Source organism: Variovorax sp. MPBD4-3, assembly GCF_058809745.1.
Map to the genome: position 1 here is coordinate 1 of NZ_JBXASW010000009.1, position 22,357 is coordinate 22,357.

At 67.6% G+C, this 22,357-nt stretch carries 21 protein-coding genes and 1 pseudogene; 18 read left to right on the forward strand and 4 right to left on the reverse strand.

The window, feature by feature from the left end:
• On the forward strand, positions 1-1,236 hold a 1,236-nt coding region (locus AC1RVW_RS07445), incomplete at its 5' end, for a DUF3443 family protein (RefSeq protein WP_493199012.1).
• A 10-nt stretch (positions 1,237-1,246) separates the two neighbouring features.
• Here the strand turns inward: AC1RVW_RS07445 and AC1RVW_RS07450 are convergent.
• Positions 1,247-2,419, reverse strand: a complete 1,173-nt coding sequence (locus tag AC1RVW_RS07450; RefSeq protein ID WP_493199014.1) for an NAD(P)/FAD-dependent oxidoreductase — start codon at positions 2,417-2,419, stop codon at positions 1,247-1,249.
• Between the two features lie 164 nt (positions 2,420-2,583).
• Between AC1RVW_RS07450 and AC1RVW_RS07455 the strand changes: the two genes are divergently transcribed.
• The 4 genes and pseudogenes from AC1RVW_RS07455 to AC1RVW_RS07470 all read left to right on the forward strand — a co-directional run.
• Entirely contained in the window at positions 2,584-3,477 is an 894-nt protein-coding gene (locus AC1RVW_RS07455; protein ID WP_285410725.1) for a LysR substrate-binding domain-containing protein, read from the forward strand.
• Between the two features lie 50 nt (positions 3,478-3,527).
• The gene (locus tag AC1RVW_RS07460) at positions 3,528-4,451 is read left to right on the forward strand and encodes a methylglyoxal synthase (protein ID WP_285410726.1); all 924 of its coding nucleotides are present in this window, start codon (positions 3,528-3,530) and stop codon (positions 4,449-4,451) included.
• 9 nt (positions 4,452-4,460) lie between these two features.
• Positions 4,461-4,913, forward strand: a complete 453-nt coding sequence (locus AC1RVW_RS07465) for a GNAT family N-acetyltransferase (protein ID WP_285410728.1) — start codon at positions 4,461-4,463, stop codon at positions 4,911-4,913.
• Positions 4,914-4,951: 38 nt separating this feature from the next.
• A pseudogene (locus AC1RVW_RS07470) lies at positions 4,952-5,083 on the forward strand (SAM-dependent methyltransferase); the annotation flags it as partial.
• Here the strand turns inward: AC1RVW_RS07470 and AC1RVW_RS07475 are convergent.
• Both AC1RVW_RS07475 and AC1RVW_RS07480 read right to left on the reverse strand, forming a co-directional pair.
• The gene (locus AC1RVW_RS07475; protein ID WP_493199018.1) at positions 5,071-5,436 is read right to left on the reverse strand and encodes a hypothetical protein; all 366 of its coding nucleotides are present in this window, start codon (positions 5,434-5,436) and stop codon (positions 5,071-5,073) included. The pseudogene AC1RVW_RS07470 and the gene AC1RVW_RS07475 sit on opposite strands and share 13 nt — an antisense overlap.
• A gap of 147 nt (positions 5,437-5,583) precedes the next feature.
• On the reverse strand, positions 5,584-6,720 hold the full coding sequence (locus tag AC1RVW_RS07480; RefSeq protein ID WP_493199020.1) for an acyltransferase family protein: 1,137 nt from the start codon (positions 6,718-6,720) through the stop codon (positions 5,584-5,586).
• Positions 6,721-6,928: 208 nt separating this feature from the next.
• Here AC1RVW_RS07480 and AC1RVW_RS07485 point away from each other — a divergent pair, with 208 nt between their 5' ends.
• The 8 genes from AC1RVW_RS07485 to AC1RVW_RS07520 all read left to right on the forward strand — a co-directional run bounded on the left by AC1RVW_RS07485 (position 6,929) and on the right by AC1RVW_RS07520 (position 16,304).
• Complete coding sequence (locus AC1RVW_RS07485; protein ID WP_493199022.1) at positions 6,929-7,918, forward strand: MurR/RpiR family transcriptional regulator; 990 nt, start codon at positions 6,929-6,931, stop codon at positions 7,916-7,918.
• Positions 7,915-8,886 carry an isoaspartyl peptidase/L-asparaginase family protein gene (locus AC1RVW_RS07490; RefSeq protein WP_106934349.1) on the forward strand — a complete coding sequence of 324 codons (972 nt, stop codon included), beginning with the start codon at positions 7,915-7,917 and terminating at the stop codon, positions 8,884-8,886. The genes AC1RVW_RS07485 and AC1RVW_RS07490 overlap by 4 nt, the downstream gene beginning before the upstream one ends.
• Before the next feature lie 35 nt (positions 8,887-8,921).
• Positions 8,922-10,799, forward strand: coding sequence for a dipeptide ABC transporter ATP-binding protein (locus AC1RVW_RS07495; RefSeq protein WP_454909355.1), 1,878 nt, complete (start codon positions 8,922-8,924; stop codon positions 10,797-10,799).
• A 73-nt stretch (positions 10,800-10,872) separates the two neighbouring features.
• On the forward strand, positions 10,873-12,426 hold the full coding sequence (gsiB, locus tag AC1RVW_RS07500) for a glutathione ABC transporter substrate-binding protein GsiB (protein ID WP_493199025.1): 1,554 nt from the start codon (positions 10,873-10,875) through the stop codon (positions 12,424-12,426).
• Positions 12,427-12,506: 80 nt separating this feature from the next.
• A complete protein-coding gene (gene gsiC, locus AC1RVW_RS07505) occupies positions 12,507-13,427 on the forward strand; it encodes a glutathione ABC transporter permease GsiC (RefSeq protein ID WP_493199027.1) in 921 nt (306 codons plus the stop codon).
• A 10-nt stretch (positions 13,428-13,437) separates the two neighbouring features.
• Entirely contained in the window at positions 13,438-14,367 is a 930-nt protein-coding gene (gsiD, locus tag AC1RVW_RS07510; protein ID WP_285410739.1) for a glutathione ABC transporter permease GsiD, read from the forward strand.
• 16 nt (positions 14,368-14,383) lie between these two features.
• Positions 14,384-15,466: a P1 family peptidase gene (locus AC1RVW_RS07515; protein WP_493199030.1), complete on the forward strand. Its 1,083-nt coding sequence runs from the start codon at positions 14,384-14,386 to the stop codon at positions 15,464-15,466.
• A 19-nt stretch (positions 15,467-15,485) separates the two neighbouring features.
• Positions 15,486-16,304 carry a M55 family metallopeptidase gene (locus tag AC1RVW_RS07520; RefSeq protein ID WP_081266348.1) on the forward strand — a complete coding sequence of 273 codons (819 nt, stop codon included), beginning with the start codon at positions 15,486-15,488 and terminating at the stop codon, positions 16,302-16,304.
• Here the strand turns inward: AC1RVW_RS07520 and AC1RVW_RS07525 are convergent.
• On the reverse strand, positions 16,301-16,867 hold the full coding sequence (locus AC1RVW_RS07525) for a DUF3237 domain-containing protein (RefSeq protein ID WP_081266347.1): 567 nt from the start codon (positions 16,865-16,867) through the stop codon (positions 16,301-16,303). The two genes, AC1RVW_RS07520 and AC1RVW_RS07525, sit on opposite strands and share 4 nt — an antisense overlap.
• A 313-nt stretch (positions 16,868-17,180) precedes the next feature.
• On the opposite strand from AC1RVW_RS07525, the gene AC1RVW_RS07530 reads away from it, so the two are divergent.
• Genes AC1RVW_RS07530 through AC1RVW_RS07550 form a run of 5 tightly spaced genes read left to right on the forward strand, consistent with a single transcriptional unit; the run spans position 17,181 to position 22,335 of the window.
• Positions 17,181-18,959 (forward strand): nitrite/sulfite reductase, encoded by a 1,779-nt coding sequence (locus tag AC1RVW_RS07530; protein WP_106934343.1) that lies wholly within the window; start codon positions 17,181-17,183, stop codon positions 18,957-18,959.
• Positions 18,956-19,351, forward strand: a complete 396-nt coding sequence (locus AC1RVW_RS07535) for a DUF934 domain-containing protein (RefSeq protein WP_493199034.1) — start codon at positions 18,956-18,958, stop codon at positions 19,349-19,351. The genes AC1RVW_RS07530 and AC1RVW_RS07535 overlap by 4 nt, the downstream gene beginning before the upstream one ends.
• 21 nt (positions 19,352-19,372) lie before the next feature.
• Positions 19,373-20,005 carry a phosphoadenosine phosphosulfate reductase domain-containing protein gene (locus tag AC1RVW_RS07540; RefSeq protein WP_493199036.1) on the forward strand — a complete coding sequence of 211 codons (633 nt, stop codon included), beginning with the start codon at positions 19,373-19,375 and terminating at the stop codon, positions 20,003-20,005.
• Positions 20,006-20,056: 51 nt separating this feature from the next.
• On the forward strand, positions 20,057-20,998 hold the full coding sequence (cysD, locus tag AC1RVW_RS07545) for a sulfate adenylyltransferase subunit CysD (protein WP_081266344.1): 942 nt from the start codon (positions 20,057-20,059) through the stop codon (positions 20,996-20,998).
• Positions 20,998-22,335 carry a sulfate adenylyltransferase subunit 1 gene (locus tag AC1RVW_RS07550; RefSeq protein WP_493199039.1) on the forward strand — a complete coding sequence of 446 codons (1,338 nt, stop codon included), beginning with the start codon at positions 20,998-21,000 and terminating at the stop codon, positions 22,333-22,335. Before cysD ends, AC1RVW_RS07550 begins: the two co-directional genes overlap by 1 nt.
• The last annotated feature ends 22 nt before the right edge of the window (positions 22,336-22,357 follow it).

Genomic DNA, 22,357 nt, shown 5'->3' on the forward strand with positions numbered 1-22,357 from the left:
GGGGGTGGGGGGGGTGGCGGAGGCGGCGGCGCACTGCCGATCGCGCTGCTGCCGACCACCACCGGCACCCCGGCGGCGACACCCACACCCACATCCACACCCACCACGAGTTCGCAGAACTCCATGTCCCTCACCGTGTCGCGTGGAACGGACACGAGCGGCGTCAACCTCCCGCAGGTCAGCGTGAAACTCTGCGCACCGGGCACCGGCACCTGCCAGACGATCGACAACGTCCTGGTCGACACCGGTTCCACCGGCATACGCATCGCCGCCTCCGCGCTCAATTCTTCGATGCTGGCGGCGCTGCCGCAGGAGTCGGTGAGCGGCGCGCCGCTGAACGCCTGCGCGCAGTTCCTCGACGGCTACACATGGGGAACCATGCGCACGGCCGACATCACGCTGGGGCCGAAGTCGGCGGCGGCGCAACCGCTGCAGATCACCGGCGACACCGCGGCGGGCGCCGTGCCCAGCGCATGCTCCGACAACGGCACGCTGCAGGCCGAAAACACGCCCGCGGAACTGGGAACGAACGGCATCATCGGCGTGGCCGCCTTCCTGCAGGACTGCGGCAGCGCTTGCGCGCAGAAGGCGGTTGCGGCCACCTACTACACCTGCCAGGCGGGCGCGCAGTGCCAGAATACGGCGGTGCCGCTCGCCCAGCAGGCGCAGAACATCGTCGCCAGCTTCGCGCAGGACAACAACGGCGTGGTGCTCGGGCTGCCCGCGATTTCCTCGGCTGGCCAGGGCGTGACCGTCGGCACGCTCTACTTCGGCGTTGCCACGCAGGCCAACAACGCCATGACCGGCGCGACGGTGCTGCAGACCAACCCGCGCACGCTGCGCGTTTCGGCCACCTACAAGAACAGCAGCTTTCCCGACAGCTTCCTGGACAGCGGATCGAACTTCCTGTTCCTGAACGATTCGACGATCGCCCAGTGCGCCAAGGGCAGCACGTACCAAGGCTTCTACTGCCCGCCCAGTTCGCTCGACCTCAGCGCCAGTTTCACGGCGGCCACGGGGCCCGCGCTGAGCCAGAGCTTTGCCATAGCGAACGCGCAGTCGCTGTTCACGAGCAACCCGGGCGCGGTGGCGGTCAACAACGTGGCCGCGGCGAGCATCGGCAGCGCCATCGACTTCGGCCTTCCGTTCTTCTACGGCAGGCTGGTCGCGGTGCTCAACGAGGGGCAGTCCGCGCTGGGCCAGCAAGGGCCGTTCACCGCATTGGCGTCGCCTTGAATCCGGGCGGCTAGATCACGTTCTTCTCGAGCAGCGGCCTGTTCTGGAGGATGCGCGCGAAAGACAGCGCGCCCAGGTCGAGGCTGCGATAGCCGCCGAAGCGGATCAGCTCCGCCACGCCCCGCCCGGCCGCCGGGCACTGCTGCAGGCCGTGGCCGGAGAAACCGTTCGCAAAGTACAGGTTGTCGCACTCCGGGTGCAGGCCGAGGATGGCGTTGTGGTCGAACACGTTCATCTCGTAGTAGCCGGCCCACGCACCGGTCATGCGGATGGCCTCGAAGGCAGGCACGCGCTCGGCCAGCGCGGGCCAGATGAAGCTGTCGAAGGCTCCGTACTCCACGTCCAGCGGCTGGTCGTCGAGGTCCTGCGCCTCGGGCGGCGCGAAGCCGCAGATGAACTGCCGGCCTTCGGGCCGCAGCCATATGCCCGATGTGTCGATGACCAGCGGGCAGCCCGGCAGCGCGTCGGGGCAGGAGAAGCTGAACACGCTGCGGCGCCGGCCGCGCACCGGCAACTCGATGCCGGCCCAGCCCGCCACCGTCGCGGCCCACGCGCCCGCGGCGTTGACGACCACGTCGGCGTCCAGCGTCTCGCCGTTGCCCAGCTGCACGCCGGTCAGCCGCCGGCCGTCGCGGCGCAGGCCCGTCGCGTGCGCCTGCACATAGCGAACGCCTTGCGACACGGCCTTCCTGCGAAAGGCCTGCAGCAGGCTGTAGCCGTCATACCAGCCTTCGCCCGACAACCCGAGCGAGGCCAGCGCGACACCCTCGGTCGATATCCACGGAAACCGCGCCTTCAGCTCGGCCGGCGTCAACAGCGCCACGTCGACCGCGTGCGCCTTCTGCATCGCATGGTTCTCGCGCAGCACGTCCACGCCCGCCGGCGAGGCCAGGTACAGGTAGCCGGGCTCGACGAGGCCGATGTCCGGCACCTCGTCGCCCACGCGCAGGGTCTGGCCGAGCGCGCGCATGAATTGAATGCCGTAGCGCGACATCTCGATGTTGATCGCGGTGGAAAACTGCTGGCGGATGGAGCTGGCCGACAGCGCCGACGAAGCCTGCCGGTACGAGAAATCGCGCTCGACCACCGTGACATCGAAGGGCTCCTGCTCCGGATCGCAGCTCAGGAAGTAAGCGATGGCGGAGCCGATGGCCCCGCCGCCGATGATCACCACACGACGCATGAAATGCCTTTCTTGCCGGCCGCCATCGATGGCGCCACCGCCAGCGTATCCACAAATGCCGCGCGGCGCCTGCGTGGCGGCACGCAAAATAGCGTCGCGGACCCCGCCTCCCCGGGCACGATGGGTGCTTCGCCGAAAGAGACTGAGACAACTGCTGGCAATCGATGAGAAAAGACATTCCCAACCTCGGCGCGCTGCAGGCCTTCGAGGCCTCGGCGCGGCTGGGGAGCTTCACCCGCGCGGCCGCCGAACTCGCGCTCACGCAAAGCGCAGTCGGGCGGCAGGTGGCCATGCTCGAGCAGCGGCTGGGCGTGCCGCTGTTCTCGCGCGTGCGGCGCCGGCTCACGCTGACCGACGTGGGCCGCGAATACGCGGCGCGCATCCGCCGCCACCTCGACCAGATCCGCCGCGACACGCTGGAGATCAGCGCCGGCCACGAGATGGGCTTCGTGCTCGAACTGGCCGTGGTGCCCACCTTCGCCACGCAGTGGCTCATACCGCGCCTGCCGGAGTTCAGCAAGCTGCATCCGAACATCACCGTCAACCTGTCGGCGCGCTCGCAGCCCTTTTCCTTCCAGGAGAACGCCTACGACGCGGCCATCTATTTCGGCGACCAGTTCTGGCCGAACACGCGCGGCGGGCTGATCTTTGCCGAGGGCGAGATGGTGCCCATCTGCAGCCCTGCCTTCCGCGATGCCAACGGCCCATGGGACGAGGCCGGTTTCGAGCGCTGCCGCCACGTGCACCTGAGCACGCGCGCCCACGCCTGGCGCGACTGGTATGCGCAGCAAGGCTGGGAATACACGGTGCATGCGTCGCGCGGGCCGCGCTACGAGCTGTTCACCATGGTGGTGGCGGCCACCGCCGCCGGCATGGGCGTCGGCCTTGCGCCGCGCATCCTGGTGGAACATGAGCTGAAGACCGGCGAACTGGTGATACCGGTCGACCGGCACCTGGACGTGCGCCAAGGTTACTACTTTGCCTACCCCGAAGGCCGGCCGGCCTCCGGGGCGCTGGAACACTTCAAGCGGTGGGTGCTCGGGCTGACGCCCGGATAGCCGGGCATGGTCGAACACCTCATCCAACTCCGTCAAAGGTGAAAAGACACATGGCAGCATCGCCGCTTTCACAGCAGCCTCCTGCGCAGGCGCCCCTGGCAGCTTCCCGGCGTTTCGGCCTCGTGGCCAATCGCCTGCACCGGCAGGAAGGCGTCGGCGCATTGGGCCGATGGGCCGAGGCCTGCGAGGCCGGCATCCGCACGCTGAACCTGGGCCTCCTTGCGGTGGGCGGAACGCACGACGCGCTGGTGCGCGACGGCCTGCTCGCAGGCCATGCGCCGCTTACGCGCCTGCCTCACGGCCCCGACGGCGGGCTCATGCGGCTGGTGTCGCGGATCTCCGGCGGCCTGGTGCCGGCCGATGAAATCGACGGCGTGATCTATTTCATCGACCCGGTCGATCCGTCTTCCCTGTACCCCGAGGCACAGGCGCTGAAGCGCCAGTGCGTGATTCACGGCAAGCCTTTTCTTTCGACTGCGGCCGGCGCGCGGGAATGGATCGCGATCGAGCTGGCACTGGCCGGCCACGCCACCGGCAACGCGTTCGCGCCCCGCGAGGAGCAGACCGTTGCGCTCATTGCGCACGATGCCCTGAAGCAGCGGATGGTGGCGTTCGCCGCGCTGCACTTCGATCTTCTCTCCGGCTTCCGCAACCGCGTGGCGACCGGCACGACCGGCGGCCTGCTGAACGACCTGGCATGGTCGCGCGGATGGCCGGCGGATGTGCCGTGGGTCACCCGCTACCAGAGCGGCCCGCTCGGCGGCGACGCGCAGATCGCCGAACTGGTGCTGGACCGCCGCTGCCACAAGGTCATCTTCTTCGAAGACCCGCATGTGGCGCGGCAGCATGAAGCGGACATCCAGTTGCTCGAGCGCGCCGTCTGCAGCGCGACCGAGGAAACCACCTGCTTCAACTCGCCGGCCATGGCCGAGCGGTGGGCGCAGGCACTGCGCGTGGCGATGCCTGCTCAGTAACATCGACCGATGCAGATTTCCCTCGAAAGCCCCGCCCAGCCCGACGTCATCCAGCTCATCGACGACCTCGACGCTTACCAGAAGCCGCTCTATCCGCCGGAGAGCCATCACGGCATCGACATCGCGGCGCTCTCCGCGCCCAACGTGCTGTTCGCCGTGGCGCGCGACCACGAGGGCAAGGCCGTCGGCTGCGGCGCCATCGTCGTGGGCCCGGAGTTCGGCGAGCTCAAGCGCATGTTCGTGCGGCCCGAGAACCGGGGGCAAGGCATCGCGGCCAGGGTGCTGGATTTTCTGGAGCGCGAAGCCGCGGCGAAGGGCTGCACGACCTTCATGCTGGAAACCGGACCGCGCCAGCCCGAGGCGATTGCGCTCTATGCGCGCTCGGGCTATTTGCCGCGAGGCCCGTTCGGCAGCTACGGCCCCGATCCGTTCAGCGTCTTCATGCAGAAGGCGCGCGCCTAGCTTTTTCGGCCCCGTCGGCAAGCAGTTGCAGGAGGAGGACGCGCAGCCGCGTCATCGCGGCGGTCCGCCCGGCTTTCGAGCCGTATGTCCATGGCGATGAAGTCCGATTCACCGCGGCCTGCTGGATGGTCGCGGCGCATGCGTCGGCGAGAGGCGTTCAGGCCGGGTGACGCGATGGAGCTCGTGCTGCATGAAGTGTCGTGTCGATCAGTTCGATTCGACGATGCATTTCGTCATTGATCAAGCGGACGAGCGAACTCAACTCGGTGCGTGTCGGATAGACCTGCTCTGTGTCTGCCAACTCGAGCGGCACCAAGAGTTTCTCGAGGCATACGTAAGCACGCCACACCTCGCGCAGGCTGTCGACGTCGTCACACGCCTGCAGTGCAATGGAATCCGCATCCGTGGCCTGCGGTGGCAGCGGTGGAGTCAAAAGCCTCGGCATGACGTCAGGCGTCGTGTCAAGTGGAGTGCCTTCCTCGTCGATCGGAGAGGAAGGCAGCATGGAAGAGCGTGTGGGCATAGGAATCTGCGGCTTGGATCGCAGAGGTGCTTTGGGACGCCAATCCCAAGCACGCCTTTTTTTGACGTGCGAAAGGCAGTGTATCTCTTGGCCGGAGCAGGCCCGTTGATCGACCGATTGCAATGCACGTTGTCGATACAGCGACGGCTATGAAGCAAGCAACCTGCGCCGCAGCCAAGCATTCATCGGCTCCGAATAGAAGCGCGCAATGGCCCAGGCCACAGCCACGGACGCCGCTACGAAAAACACCAGCGCCGGCAGCTTCCACTCGGGTTGCATCTGCCCGCGCGCCACGACGCCGCGCATCAGGCCCAGCACGATGATGTGGAACAGGTACAGCTCGTAGCTGTGCCGCCCCAGCCACCGAAGACCCGCGAGCGCCCTGCTGCGCTGCGCCCATGCCGATACCTTCTCGTTGTGCGCGCCGACCAGCAGGACCGCGGTTCCGGCTGCGATGGCGGTGAAGCCGAAGACTTCGTTGCCGTGGATCCCGCGCAGATACGTCACGGCCAGGAGGCACGCCGCGGCCAGCTGGATCTGGCGGCCGGCCCATCCATGCAGGCCGACCCGCTGCGCGACCAGCGCCGCGCAGCAGCCGAAGGCCACGGCGTCGAAGCATGCGAGATAGCCGTACATGAAGTAGATCTCGTCGTGCGCGTGGAAGCTTCGATAGACCGGCCCCGCGACGATCGCCACCAGCCACACGGCGACGATGGCCCACTGCCGCTTCAGCCCGAAGCACAGCAGCGGGAACGCGAGGTAGAACACCTCCTCCACCGAGAGCGACCAGTAGATGTTCATCGCGTAGTTGAAGTACCACGCATGCTGCATCAGCAGGTTGTGCCAGAAGGTCAGCACAGACAGCACCGCCACCGGATAGCCGACCTGCGGCCACCCCGGCTTGGCGATGTTCATGAACGCCGGCTGCCCGAGCAGGCCGAGCCCGACGATGACCGCCAGCGCCACCGCCAGGCAAGGAACGATGCGCGCGAAGCGAAAGGCGTAGAAGCCGCGCACGTCCACGTTGCCCAGGCTGCCGTAGCGCTTCAGCGTGGTCGAGGTGATGAGGTAGCCCGACACCACGAAGAACATGGTGACGCCGTAGTTGCCGTTGATCGCCAGGGACTTGATGAAAACAGCCGGCAGAAGGTCGGCCAGCGGGCTGTCCACCAGCGAGTACGACAGGTGGAAGTGAAGCAGGAGCACCAGCGAGATGGCGATGCCGCGCAGGACGTCGATCCTGAAATTGCGGGGTTGGACGGACGAACCGGAAAGCAACGACATCGGGAAAACACCTAGAAACAGAATCCGGGCGAGCTTACGCGACCACCGCCAGAGGGAAAGCGCCCCGCCGCGAAGCGCTGCCGAATCCCTTCGACGCTGGCCCGGTATTTGCGTGAGCGATCAGAAATGACAGAAAATTTTCTTGTTTGACTTATATTTGTAAACTGGTTTTCAAAAAAAGCACACTTTCGGGCGCTACGCACCTTTCATGAACAGCACCGTCGACACCCAAGGCACCACCGTGGCACAGCGCATCGCGCAAGCGCTGCCGCGGTTGACGCGCTCGCATCGCCAAGTGGCCGACTACGTGCTCGAGCACCCGCTGCAGGTCGCGACGCTGCCCATCGACGAGCTGGCCGCCGTGGTCGGCGTGTCGGTGGCCACGGCCAACCGTTTCGCGCGCGCGCTGGATTTCGATGGCTACGCCACCTTCCGTGCCGAGCTGGTGCGCGGCTTCGAGCCGCTGGTGGCGCCGGTGGAGCGCATGCGCGGCAACCTGGAGCGGCCGACCACGGTGGCCGAGGTGTTCGCCACGGCGCTCGACGAGAGCCGCCGCAACATCGAAGCCACGCGCCAGACGCTGGACTACGCAGCCTGCGAAGCAGCGGTCGAGCGCATCGGCAAGGCGCGTTCGATCTACATCGCCGGTTTCGGCGCGAGCGCCTGGCTGGCGGGCCTGCTGCAGCACGGCCTGGATGGCAGCTGCAGCGACGTGCGCCTGCTCTCCAGCGTGAGCGGCGTGACGCATTCGGCGCGCACCCTGATGCACGCGGGTCCGCAGGACCTTTTCATCGGCCTGACGTTCCCGCGCTACCTGACCGACACCGTGGCACTGGCGCAGATCGCGCGCGCCCAGGGCTGCGCCCTGCTCGCGCTGACCGACCGCCCCAGCTCGCCGCTCGCGCCGCTGGCCGACGTGGTGCTGTACTGCCAGACCGAAACCAGCTACCGCCCGAACTGCGAGACCAGCGTGCTCGCGCTGGTCGAGGCACTGACCAGCGCCGTCGCCTTGCGGGCGCCCGATCCGGTGCAGTCCGCCGGCCGCATCCTGCAGGCGGTGCGCCCGTGGCTGCACGGTGCCAACGGCCTCCTGCGCGCGAACGGCGCAAATGGCGCGAACGGCGCAAATGCCGCCACCCCTCCCGATGCCGCCGCCCCGAACGGCGACGGCCCGAAAAAGAAGAGAGCTTCCCGATGACCCAGACCCACGTGCCCGTGATCGCCATCCACGGCGGCGCCGGCACCATCAGCGCCGCCACGACCAGCGCCGAACAGGCGCAGGCCTACCACGACGCGCTGAACCGCATCGTCGCCGCCGCGCAGTCGGCGCTGCTCGCGGGCGCGTCCGCTATCGACGCCGCCTGCCTGGCGGTCGAGTTGCTCGAAGAGTGCCCGCTGTTCAATGCCGGCCACGGCGCCGTGTTCACGCACGACGAAACCCATGAACTCGACGCCGCCGTGATGGACGGCGCCACGCTCGCCGCCGGCGCGATTGCCGGCGTGTGCCACGTCCGCCGCCCTGTGCGCGCCGCGCGCGCCGTGATGGAAGACGGCGCCCATGTGCTGCTGGCCGGCGCGGGTGCCGAGGCCTTCGCGCGCGAACACGGGCTGGAGATGGTCGAGCCTTCGTTCTTCTCCACCGAAGCGCGCCGCGAGCAGCTTTATCGCGTGCGCGGCACCGGCCGCGTGGTGACCGACCATGAAGGCGCGTCCATGACGGCCGCGCCCGCCACCCCGCTGGACGAAGACAGGAAGTTCGGCACCGTCGGCGCCGTGGCGCTCGACATGCACGGCCACCTCGCCGCCGCCACCTCGACCGGCGGCATGACCAACAAGCGCGTCGGCCGCGTCGGCGATTCGCCGCTCATCGGCGCCGGCACCTATGCCGACGACCGCACCGCGGCCGTGTCCTGCACCGGCAGCGGCGAGATGTTCATCCGCGTTGCCGCCGCCTACGACGTGTGCGCGCGCATGGCCTACGCCGGCGCCACGCTCGAGGCCGCCACGCACGCCGTGGTGCAGCAGTCGCTGCCGGCCATCGGCGGCACCGGCGGCCTGATCGCCGTCGACCGCCACGGCAACCTGAGCCTGGCCTTCAACACCGAAGGCATGTACCGCGGCCACGCGCGCGGCAACGAAGCGCCCCAGACAGCCATCTTCGCCTGACGCTGCCGCACGCCACCTTTTTCTCTCGCACTCCCATGTCCACCCCTGCCCTCGCCCTGCCGGACGGCCGCGTCCTCGCCGTCGACGACCTCACCGTGCGCTTCTCGACTTCCGAGCGCACGGTCGATGCCGTCAAGAAACTGTCTTTCCACGTCGACCACGGCGAAACGCTCGCGGTGGTGGGCGAATCGGGTTCGGGCAAGTCGGTCACCTCGCTTGCGCTGATGCGGCTGGTGGAGCACGGCGGCGGGCGCATCCTCAACGGAAGCATGATGTTCCGCCGCCGCAACGGCGAAGTGCTCGACCTGGCCCAGGCGCGCGACAGCGCGATGCGCGGCATCCGCGGCGCCGACATCGCGATGATCTTCCAGGAGCCGATGACGTCGCTGAACCCGGTGTTCACCGCCGGCGACCAGATCGCCGAGGCCATCCGCATCCACCAGGGCAAGAGCGATTCGGCAGCGCGCGCCGAAGCGCTGCGCATGCTGGAGCTGGTGCGCATTCCGGAAGCGCGCAACGTGCTCGACCGCTTCCCGCACCAGCTGTCGGGCGGCATGCGCCAGCGCGTGATGATCGCGATGGCGCTGTCGTGCAAGCCTCAGCTGCTGATTGCCGACGAGCCCACCACCGCGCTCGACGTGACCATCCAGGCGCAGATCCTCCAGCTCATCCGCGAGCTGCAGAAGGAGATGCGCATGGGCGTGCTCTTCATCACGCACGACATGGGCGTGGTGGCCGAGATTGCCGACCGCGTGCTGGTGATGTACCGCGGCGACAAGGTCGAAGCCGGCAGCTCCGACACCGTGTTCGCGGCGCCGCAGCACCCCTACACCCGCGCGCTGCTGTCGGCCGTGCCCAAGCTGGGCGCCATGCAGGGCACCGACCTGCCGGCCAAGTTCGAGCTGCTGCGCACCGAAAGCCCGGCCGATGCAGCCCCGCCCGAACCCGCGACCCCGCAGGACACCGTGCGCGCCGACGCCGGCCCGATTCTTCGCGTGCGCGACCTCGTGACGCGCTTCGACGTGCGCAGCGGCCTCTTCGGCCGCGTGAAGCGCCGCGTGCATGCGGTGGAGAAGATCAGCTTCGACCTGTACCCCGGCGAAACGCTGGCGCTGGTCGGCGAATCGGGCTGCGGCAAGTCGACCACCGGCCGCTCGCTGCTGCGCCTGGTCGAGAGCCAGAGCGGCGCCATCGAATTCGGCGGCCAGAACATCCGCGAACTGCCCACGCGCGAGCTGCAGGCGCTGCGTCGCAACATCCAGTTCATCTTCCAGGACCCCTTCGCCTCGCTCGACCCGCGCGTGACGGTGGGCTTCTCGATCATGGAGCCGCTGCTGATCCACGGCATCGCCAAGGGCGCCGAGGCGCAGCAGCGCGTGGACTGGCTGCTGCAGAAGGTCGGCCTGCCGCCGGAAGTGGCGCAGCGCTATCCGCACGAGTTCTCGGGCGGCCAGCGCCAGCGCATCGCCATCGCGCGCGCCCTGGCGCTGAACCCCAAGGTGGTGGTGGCCGACGAGTCGGTGTCCGCGCTCGACGTGTCCATCCAGGCGCAGATCGTGAACCTGATGCTCGACCTGCAGCGCGAGCTGGGCGTGGCCTTCCTGTTCATCTCGCACGACATGGCAGTGGTGGAGCGCATCAGCCACCGCGTGGCCGTGATGTACCTCGGCCAGATCGTCGAGATCGGCCCGCGCCGCGCGGTGTTCGAAGCACCGCAGCACGCCTACACCCGCAAGCTGATGGCCGCGGTGCCGGTGGCAGACCCGTCGCGCCGCCACAAGCCGCGCGCGCTGCTCGAAGGCGAGATTCCCAGCCCGATCCGCGCGGTGGGCGACGAGCCCGAGGTGCCGCCGCTGGTGCAGGTGGCGCCCGGCCACTTCGTGGCACGCCACGCCATCGGCGGCGCGTTCTGACCTTCTTCAACTCATTTTTCTCAACCCGCAGGCCCCCTCCTGCTTTTTTCCTCGAACCGACTGGAGTTCTTCCATGAAGCAATCTTCTTCCTCCCTGCGCTGGGCATCCGCGCTGCTGGGCCTGGCCGCGCTGGCCGCCTCGGGCACTGCACTGGCCGCGAAAGACGTGGTGCTGTCGATCGGCTACCAGCCGGAAACGCTGGACCCGTACAACACCAACACCACCATCACCACGGCAGTGACCAAGACCTTCTATGAAGGCCTGTTCCAGTTCGACAAGGACCTGAAGGTGCAGAACGTGCTCGCCGAGAGCTACGACGTGTCAAAGGACGGCCTGGTGTACACCATCAAGCTGCGCACCGGCGTGAAGTTCCACGACGGCACCGACTTCAACGCCGAAGCCGTGAAGTTCGTGCTCGACCGCGTGCTCAACCAGGACAACAAGCTGCTGCGCTACAACCAGTTCAACCGCGTGAGCAAGGTCGAAGCGGTGAACCCGAGCACGGTGCGCATCACGCTGAAGGAGCCCTTCGGCCCCTTCATCAACTCGCTGGCCCATGCATCGGCCGCCATGATCTCGCCCACCGCGCTGAAGAAGTGGGGCAACAAGGACATCGCCTTCCATCCCGTGGGCACCGGCCCCTTCGAGTTCGTCGAGTGGAAGCAGACCGAAGCCGTCAAGGCCAAGAAGTTCGACGGCTACTGGAAGAAGGGCTACCCGAAGGTCGACACGGTGCAGTGGAAGCCGGTGCTCGAGAACAACACGCGCGCCGCGATGCTGCAGACCGGCGAAGCCGACTTTGCATTCCCCATCCCCTACGAGCAGGCCGAGCTGCTGAAGAAGAGCGACAAGCTCGAAGTGGTGGCCACGCCCTCGATCATCACGCGCTTCCTGGCATTCAACATGCTGCAGAAGCCGTACGACAACCCGAAGGTGCGCGAAGCCATCGGCTATGCCATCAACAAGGAAGCGCTGGCCAAGGTCGCGTTCGGCGGCTACGCCTTCCCCGCGCAGGGCGTGCTGCCGCAGGGCGTGAAGTACGCCGAGAAGATGGCTCCCATTCCCTATGACCTGAAGAAGGCCAAGGAGCTGATGAAGGAAGCCGGCTACCCCGACGGTTTCGAGTCGGTGCTGTGGAGCGCCTACAACAACACGACCAGCCAGAAGACGATCCAGTTCGTGCAGCAGCAGCTCGCGCAGATCGGCATCAAGCTGCAGGTGCAGGCGCTCGAAGTGGGCCAGCGCACGGAGCAGGTCGATGCATGGCCGGATCCGAAGACGGCCAAGGTCCGCATGTACTACACCGGCTGGTCTTCGTCGACCGGTGAAGCCGACTGGGGCCTGCGCCCGCTGTTCGCCTCGGAAGCCTGGGCGCCCAAGCTGAACAACATGTCGTTCTACAAGAGCGAGGTGGTCGACAACGCGCTGGCCAAGGCGCTGGTGACCGTCGACGAGAAGGAACGCACCGCGCTCTACAAGACCGCGCAGGAAGAAATCCGCAAGGACCTGCCCCGCGTGCCGATGATCACGGAACAGAACCTGTCGGCGCACGCCAAGCGCCTCTCGGGCGTGTTCGTGATGCCCGACGGCAACATCAACATCGACGCCGTCGCGGTGTCGAACTGATCGCCGGTTCCTCGTTTCCTGACTGAATGCCCGACGGGCGATGGCATGCCGCCATCGCCCGCTCGCGGCAACCGCACCCCATGCTGAATTACTTTCTCAAACGACTGTTGGGCCTGATCCCCACGCTGCTCATCGTGGCGGTGCTGGTGTTCCTGTTCGTCCACATGCTGCCCGGCGATCCGGCGCGCCTTGCCGCCGGCCAGGACGCCGACGAGCAGACCGTGGCCATGGTCCGCGCGGAGCTGGGCCTCGACAAGCCGCTGCCGCAGCAGTTCGTGAACTTCTTCACCCACATGCTGCAAGGCGACTTCGGCACCTCGATCCGCACGCGGCGGCCGGTGTCGGTGGAAATCGGCGAGCGCTTCTTCCCGACGGTGATGCTGACCATCACCAGCATGGTGTGGGCGGTGATCTTCGGCATGGGCATCGGCATCGTCTCGGCGGTGTACCGCAACAAATGGCCGGACCGGCTGGGCATGACGCTCGCCGTGTCGGGCATCTCCTTTCCCGCATTCGCACTCGGCATGCTGCTGATGCAGATCTTCTCGGTCCAGCTCGGCTGGCTGCCCACGGTGGGCGCCAGCAGCTGGAAACACTACATCCTGCCCTCCATCACGCTGGGCGCGGCCGTGGCCGCCGTGATGGCGCGCTTCACGCGGGCTTCCTTCGTCGAGGTGATCCAGGAAGACTTCGTGCGCACCGCGCGCGCCAAGGGCGTGCGCGAATCCACCGTGGTGTTCAAGCACACGCTGCGCAACGCGCTGATTCCGGTGGTCACCATGATGGGCCTGCAGTTCGGCTTTTTGCTCGGCGGCTCCATCCTGGTGGAGGCGGTGTTCAACTGGCCCGGCCTCGGCCGCCTGCTGGTCGACGCCGTGCAGATGCGCGACTACCCCGTGATCCAGACGCTGGTGCTGCTGTTCTCGCTCGAATTCATCCTGATCAACCTGGTGGTGGACGTGCTGTACGGCTACATCAACCCCACCATCCGATACAAGTGAGCAAGCAGCCATGACGCAACAAGCTTCCGGCGTGCCTGCCGAATCCATCGTTCCACTGTCTCCCGTTGCCGCGGTGCAAACCGCCGGCAAGGTCCGCACGCCCTGGGGCGAATGCTGGCGCCGCTTCAAGAAGCAGCCCGTGGGCATCATTGCCGCGCTCTTCGTGCTGCTGCTGGTGTTCGTCGCGGTGTTCGCTCCGTGGATCGTGCCTTTCGACCCGGAGAACTTCTTCGACTACGACATGCTGAACAGCGGCCCCTCGGCCACGCACTGGTTCGGCGTCGATCCGCTGGGCCGCGACATCTTCAGCCGCATCCTGATGGGCGCGCGCATCTCGCTGATGGCGGGCTTCCTGTCGGTGCTGGTGGGCGGTTTCGTCGGCACCGCATTCGGCCTGCTGGCGGGCTACTACGAAGGCTGGTGGGACCGCATCGTGATGCGTGTGTCCGACGTGCTGTTCGCCTTCCCCGGCATCCTGCTGGCGCTGGGCGTGGTGGCCATCCTGGGCAGCAGCATGACCAACGTGGTGGTGGCGGTGTCGGTGTTCAGCGTGCCGGCCTTCGCGCGGCTGGTGCGCGGCAACACGCTGGTGCTCAAGCAGCAGACCTACATCGAGGCCGAGCGCAGCATCGGCGCGTCGGACTGGACCATCATCGTGCGGCACATCCTGCCGGGCACCATCTCGTCGATCGTGGTGTATTTCTCGATGCGCGTGGGCACGTCGATCATCACGGCGGCCAGCCTGTCGTTCCTGGGCATGGGCGCGCAGCCGCCCACGCCCGAGTGGGGCGCGATGCTCAGCGAAGCCCGCGCCGACATGGTGACCTCGCCGCACGTGGCGCTGTTCCCCAGCCTGGCCATCTTCTTCACCGTGCTCGCCTTCAACCTGCTGGGCGACGCACTGCGCGACGCGCTCGATCCGAAGATCGACCGCCAGTAGTCCCTCTCCCCTCCCGATGCCTTCCACCTCTTCCCTGGCGCAGCCCACCGCACCGCCCTTCATCGGCACCCTGCTGCAAGGCGAGCGCAACACCATCGCGGACGTGCCCGGCGTCACCGTCGGCCACAGCACCCTGGACGACGGCGGCATCCAGACCGGCGTGACGGTGATCCGCCCGCACCAGGGCGACCCGTTCCGCGACAAGGTGCCGGCCGCAGCCGTGGTGCTCAACGGATTCGGCAAGAGCGTGGGGCTGGTGCAGCTCGCGGAGCTCGGCGTGCTGGAAACGCCGATCGCGCTGACCAACACTTTCTCGGTCGGCACGGTGGCGACGGCGCAGATCCGCCAGTGCGCGGCGGCCAACCCCGAAACCGGGCGCTCGCTGCCCACGGTCAATCCGCTGGTGTTCGAGTGCAACGACGGCTTCCTCAACGACATACAGCGGCTCGCGGTGAGCGAGGCCGACTACCTGCGCGCGCACGACGGCGCCGCCGCCGACTTCGCTCAGGGCTCGGTCGGCGCGGGGCGCGGCATGTCGAGCTTCCAGCTCAAGGGCGGCATCGGCAGCGCGTCGCGCCGGGTGTCGGCGCGCGGCGGCGGCCTGCACACGGTGGGCACGCTGGTGCTGGCCAACTACGGGCGCCAGCCGCAGCTGCTGCTGGCCGGCCATGCAATCGGCGACCGGCTGGCGCAGCTGCAGGCCGTGCGCGGCGTGCCGGCATCGACGGAGCCCGAGAAGGGCTCGATCATCATCGTGGTCGCGACCGACGCACCGCTCGACGCGCGCCAGCTGGGCCGGCTGGCGCTGCGCGCGGGCGCCGGACTGGCCCGCACCGGGTCGGTCTACGGCCACGGCAGCGGCGACATCGTGCTGGCCTTTTCCACCGCCTACACGGTGCCCGGCAGCGTCGAACGCCCGATGCCTGCCGTGGCGATGCTGCACGACGGGCTGCTCGACGGCCTGTTCCAGGCCGCCGCCGACAGCACGGAACAGGCGATCATCCATGCCCTCTGGCAGGCCACGGCCGTGACGGGGCGCGACGGCAACCACCGCGCCTCGCTGCGTGACCTGCTGCCGGCCCTCTCTCTTTCTTCCTGATTCCGATCACATTGCGCCCATGAAAGTCCTGATCTCCACCGACATCGAAGGCGTCGCCGGCGTCTACCACCCCGAGCAGACGCGCCAGGGCAACCCGGAGTACGAACGCGCACGCCTGCTGATGGCACAGGAGGCCAACGCGGCCATCGCCGGTGCATTCGATGCGGGCGCCACCGAGGTGCTGGTGAACGACTCGCACGGCGGCTTCCGCAACATGCCGCCCGACGTGCTGGATGCGCGCGCCCGCGTGGTGCAAGGCAAGCCGCGCTACCTGAGCATGGTGGCCGGCGTGGAAGAAGGCGTGGACGCGGTCTGCATGGTGGGCTACCACTCGCGCGCGCAGGGGCGCGGCATTCTTGCGCACACCATCAACAGCTTCGCGTTCGCGGGCATCGCGCTCGGCGGGCAGGAGCTGGGCGAGGCCGGGCTCTACGGCGCGCTGGCCGGCGAATACGGCGCGCCCGTGGTCATGGGCAGCGGCGACGACGTGTTCATCGCAGAGAACCGCCCGCTCTTTCCGCACGCGACCTTCGTGGAAACGAAGAAGGCGACCGGCTTCAGCAGCGGCGTGTCGCTGTCGCCCGAGCAGTCGCGCCGCGCCATCCGCGCCGGCGTGGAAGAAGCGCTGGCCGCACGCGCGAACGCCCGGCCGCTGGTCTTCGAAGGCCCGCAGACCGTGACGCTGCGCACGCAGTCGACCGCCCTGGCCGACCTGTTCTGCCAGTGGCCGGCGTTCGAGCGCGTCGACGGCGTCACCGTGCGCTTCACCGCGCCGACGGTGGAGGCGGCCGTGCGCATGCTGAACTGCTGCTCGGCGATGTCGTCGATGCTGCGTTAGACGATCTTGTAGACCCGGATCACCACGGCCTCGCGCTGCGGCCGCAGCGCGTCGAGCGTGCCCACGTAGACGAAGTCGTTGAGCCAGCCGTATTTGCCCTCGGGCGCGACGATCTGCAGCGTGGAGAACACATAGCGCGGCGCATTCTTCGGGTTGCGCGAGAGCACGGTGTTGCGCACCGAGATCACCACGCCGTCGTCGGTCTTCAGCTCATACACGGCATCGAGGTTCTTCGCGCCGTCGCGGCGCAGCAGCTGGCGGTCGGCACCGCCAGCCAGCACCGTGCCGCGCAGGCCCGGCCCCTCGAACGAGCCACCCGTGATCGGCACCATGAAGCGCTCGCCGAAGGGCGAGGCGCCCAGCGTCATCGGCGCGGCGATGTCGACGATGGCCTCGTAGACGAATTCCGTGCGCGGCAAGACGACGGGAATGCGCTCGCTGGTGGGGGTGGCGACGCCGGATGGCGGCGCATCGGCCGCCCTCGCGTCTGCGAGCGTGGCCATGGCGGTGATTCCGGCAATCAGCGCGCCGCGGCGCGAGGTCGAGGAAGGCTTGGAATTCATTGCGTCCTGCGTCGATTTGATTATTCGAGATAATCATTTCAACGCCGCACAGCGGCCGCCGCGTCAGGATTTACCCTTGCTATCCGGGTCCGCCGCGGTCGGCATGGCGACAGCTTGGAGGCGCTTTCGCCTTATCCGGAATAAGCATCAAACCGCCTGGAAACCCGCATGGATACTGGCGAATAAGCTTATCCGCATAAGGCGCGAACCAAAAAATAGTTTGTTTCCATAAGCCGCGCTTCCAGAATCTCGGCTTCTTGCTGGGGCGCCCCGTTGTACGTGCGGCACCGCACTTCTTCAAGACACACGCACGATGTACCAATACACAGAATTCGATCGCCAGTTCGTTCATCAACGAGCCGCCCAGTTCAGAGACCAGCTCGAGCGCTGGCAGAAGGGCCGCCTCCACGAAGACGAGTTCCGCCCGCTGCGGCTGCAAAACGGCTGGTACGTCCAGCGCTACGCGCCCATGCTGCGCGTGGCCGTGCCCTACGGCGAGCTCTCCAGCCGCCAGATCCGCGTGCTGGCCCGCATCGCCCGCGAATACGACGAGCCCGAAGCCGAGGTCTACCGCAAGGCCATCGAAACGCAAGGCCTGCTCGGCAGCCAGAAGCTGCCCACCCACTACGCCCACTTCTCGACGCGCCAGAACGTCCAGTTCAACTGGATTCCGCTGGCCAAGTCGGCCGACGTGATGGACCTGCTGGCTTCGGTCGACATGCACGGCATCCAGACCAGCGGCAACTGCATCCGCAACATCACGAGCGACGAGCGCGCCGGCATCGCCGTCGACGAGATCGCCGACCCGCGCCCCTACGCAGAAATCATGCGCCAGTGGAGCACGCTGCACCCCGAGTTCGCGTTCCTGCCGCGCAAGTTCAAGATCGCCATCACCGGCGCCACCGAAGACCGCGCCGCCACCGGCTGGCATGACGTGGGCCTGCACATCGTGAAGAACGAAGCCGGCGAGATCGGTTTCCGCGTGCAGGTGGGCGGCGGCATGGGCCGCACGCCCATCGTGGGCACGGTGCTGCGCGAGTTCCTGCCGTGGCAGCAGATCATGAATTACCTCGAAGCGGTGATCCGGGTCTACAACCGCTATGGCCGCCGCGACAACATCTACAAGGCGCGCATCAAGATCCTGGTGAAGGCCGAAGGCCAGCGCTACATCGACGACGTGGACGCCGAGTACAAACAGATCCTCGAGCACGACGGCGCGCCGCACACCATCACACAGGCCGAATTCGACCGCGTGGCCGCTTCCTTCGTGCCCCCGACGCTGGCCACCCGCGTGCTGCAGAGCGCCGAGAAGACCGACGCCGAACTGCGCGCCCATGCCGCCGACGACGTGCAGTTCGCCCGCTGGCTCGCCCGCAACGTGGCGCCGCACAAGAACCCCGCGCTGCGCGCCGTCACGCTGTCGTTCAAGCGCCTGAAGCAGGCGCCCGGCGATGCATCGGCCGACCAGCTCGACACCCTCGCGCAACTGGCTGACCGCTTCTCCGCCGGCGAAGCCCGCGTGACCCACGACCAGAACGTGGTGCTGCCCTGGGTGCATGCCGAAGACCTGCACGCGCTGTGGCTCGCCGCCCGCGCCGCCGGCCTCGCCAGCGCCAATGTGCACCTGCTGACCGACATGATCGCCTGCCCCGGCGGCGACTTCTGCGCGCTGGCCAATGCGCGCTCCATTCCCATCGCCGAAGCCATCACCGAGCGTTACCAGGACCTCGACGAGCTCGACGACCTGGGCGAGATCGACCTGCACATCAGCGGCTGCATCAACTCGTGCGGCCACCACCACAGCGGCCACATCGGCATCCTGGGCGTCGACAAGGACGGCAAGGAGTGGTACCAGGTCACGCTCGGCGGCTCCGACGGCTCCGCGCTCAGCGGCGCGCCGCAGGCCGGCAAGGTGGTCGGCCCCTCTTTCTCGGCGGCCGAAGTGCCGGGCGTGATCGAGGCCGTGCTCACCACGTACCGCGACACCCGTGAAAACGGAGAGAACTTCATCGACACACTGCGCCGCGTGGGCCCGGATCCGTTCAAGGCCGCCGCCAACGGTGCGCGCTTCAAGGTGGAGGAAGCAGCATGAAAAAAACCCTGAACATCCTCTCGGCCGAAGAACACATCGACGACGGCGACCCGAAGGTCCTGCAACTGGCCAACGACGCCGACCCGCTCGCGATCGAGGTGTGCCTGGCGGACATCGAGCGCATCGACCTGCACTTTCCGAAGTTCACCGACGGCCGCGCCTACAGCCAGGCCTTCCTGCTGCGCCGCCGCCTGGGCTTCACCGGCGACATCCGCGCCACGGGCGACGTGCTGATCGACCAGCTGGTGCAGATGGAACGCACCGGCTTCTCCAGCGCCGTGCTCAAGGAAGGCGTGGATGCCTCCGACGCGCAGCGCCAGTTCGACCGCTTCAACGCCTTCTACCAGGGCGACGCGGTACAGCCCGCGCCGCACTTCGCGGCCGACGCCTGAGAGCGAATGGGAATCCTCGACATGAGCACCGCAACGGACATCGATTTCGCACGCATCAACACCGAACTCGGCCGCAACGCCGAGGGCCTGGTGGACTGGGCGCTCGGCCTGGGCCAGAGCGCCATCGTCACCACCAACTTCCGCCCGTTCGAGGCCGTGATCCTGCACATGGTGACGCGCGTGAAGCGCGATGTGCCCGTGGTGTGGATGGACAACGGCTACAACACCGAAGCCACCTACCGCTTTGCCGACGAAGTGACGAAGCAGCTGGCCCTGGACCTGCACATCTACCTGCCGCGCCGCTCGCGTGCGCATCGCGAAGCCGTGGAAGGCCCCACGCCGGCGCTGGACGATCCGCGCCACGCCGCCTTCACCGAAGAAGTGAAGCTGGAGCCCTTTGCCCGCGCGTTGCGCGAGACGGCACCCAAGGTCTGGTTCACCGCGCTGCGCGCCACCGACACGGCCGTGCGCGCGCAGATGGACCCGGTCAGCGTGAACCCCGACGGCCTCATCAAGGTGGCTCCGCTGCTGCACTGGTCGTCCAAGGATCTTCACGAGTACTGCGTGAAGCACGGCCTGCCGAACAACTTCGACTACGTGGACCCGACCAAGGGCGAAGACAACCGCGAGTGCGGCCTGCATCTCGCGCACTGAGCGAGCGCCAGCGCCTCACCGATTTCCAGCATCCAGCAAGCACCCCATCCGATGAACGCCCGTACCGAAACCGATCTGCTGCTGCCGCCGGCACACCTGTCCAACACGCACCTCGATGCGCTGGAGGAAGAAACCATCTTCATCCTGCGCGAAGTGGCGGCCGCCTTCGAGCGCCCCACCCTGCTGTTCTCGGGCGGCAAGGATTCGCTGGTGCTGCTGAAGTGCGCGGAAAAGGCCTTCGGCGTGGGCCGCATCCCCTACCCGCTGCTGATGATCGACACCGGCCACAACTTCCCTGAAGTGACGGCCTATCGCGACCAGCGCGCCAGGGAACTGGGCGCCGAGCTGATCGTGCGCAGCGTCGAAGACTCCATGAAGCGCGGCACCGTGCGCCTGGCCCACCCGGGCGAGTCGCGCAACGCGCACCAGTCGGTGACCCTGCTGGAAGCCATCGAGGAATTCCGCTTCGACGCGCTGATCGGCGGCGCCCGCCGCGACGAGGAAAAGGCGCGCGCCAAGGAGCGCATCTTTTCGCACCGCGACAGCTTCGGCCAGTGGCAGCCCAAGGACCAGCGCCCCGAGCTGTGGACGCTGTTCAACACGCGCCTGGCCCCGGGCGAACACTTCCGCGTGTTCCCCATCTCGAACTGGACCGAGCTCGACGTGTGGCAGTACATCGCCCGCGAGGAAGTCGGCCTGCCCTCGATCTACTACACGCACAAGCGCGAGGTGGTGGAGCGCCGCGGCCTGCTGGTGCCCGTGACAGACCTGACCCCGCCGCGCGACGGCGAGACAGTGCAGGTGCGCGACGTGCGCTTTCGCACCGTGGGCGACATCACCACCACCTGCCCGGTGGAAAGCCTGGCGGCCGATGCCGACGACGTGGTGCTCGAGACCCTGTCGGTGGACGTGAGCGAACGCGGCGCGACCCGCATGGACGACATGACTTCGGAAGCTTCCATGGAGAAGCGCAAGAAAGACGGGTATTTCTGATGAGTACGACGACTGCAACCCCTGTGAACACCACCGTCCACGGCGACACCGGCACCGCCCTGCGCTTCATCACCTGCGGCTCGGTCGACGACGGCAAGAGCACGCTGATCGGCCGCCTGCTGGTCGACAGCAAGACCGTGCTGCAAGACCAGCTGGCCGGCGTGCAGCGCGGCGGCGAAACCGACCTCGCCCTGCTGACCGACGGCCTCTCGGCCGAGCGAGAACAAGGCATCACGATCGACGTGGCCTACCGCTACTTCTCGACCGCCAAGCGCAAGTTCATCATCGGCGACGCGCCGGGCCATGAGCAGTACACGCGCAACATGGTCACCGCCGCCTCGGCCGCCGACGCCGCCGTGGTGCTGGTCGACGCGACCAAGCTGGCTTGGGCCGCCGAAGTGGAAGACGGCACCGTGGTCAAGCGCGAGCTGCTGCCGCAGACGCGCCGCCATACGCTGCTGTGCCATCTGCTGCGCGTGCAGTCCATCGTTTTCGCGGTGAACAAGCTCGACGCCATCGCTGATGCCGGCCTGGCCTTCGAGCGCATCTCGACCGCACTGACCGCCTTTGCCGAAGCGGCTGGCGTGCAGGTCGGGGCCATCGTGCCGATCTCGGCGCTCAAGGGCTGGAACGTGGCCACGCGCCACGCCGACTGGGTGGGCTACGAAGGCCCGAGCCTGCTCGAGCTGCTCGAAGAGCTGCCCGTGACCGCGCAGGACGAGGCCGTGCCCTTCGCCTTCCCGGTGCAGTGGGTCGAGAAGTTCTCGGCCTCCGCCGACACCTCGCAAGGCCGACGCGTGTTCTGGGGCCGTGTCGCCTCTGGCCATGTGGAGCCCGGCCAGCGCGTGACCGTGCTGCCGAGCAACCAGACCGCCACCGTGGCGCAGGTGCTGAGCCACACGCGCCAGCCGAAGTCGGTGCACGCGGGCCACAGCGCCGGCATCGTGCTCGACCGCGAGGTCGACGTGTCGCGCGGCGACTGGCTGCTGGCGCCCGGCGCCTTCGAGCCGGTGCGCGAGATCACCGCCACCGTGGCCTGGCTCGACGACGAGCCGCTGGTCGCGGGCCGCGTGTACTGGGCGCTGCAGGGCCACCGCTGGGTCAAGGCCAAGGTGGCGCGCATCGTCGACCGGGTGAACATCACCACGCTCGAATCGGAGCCCGCAACGCAGCTGGAAGCCAACTCCATCGGCGACGTGGTGCTGGCGCTGCAGCAGCCGCTGGCGGTGCTGCCGTTCACGCAATCGCGTGCGCTGGGCTCGCTGGTGCTGGTCGATACGGCCTCCCACAAGACCGCTGCCGCGGTGCTCGTGCAGCCCGCCGCCGCAAAGGCCTAAAATCTAGGGTTTTTCCCGACCA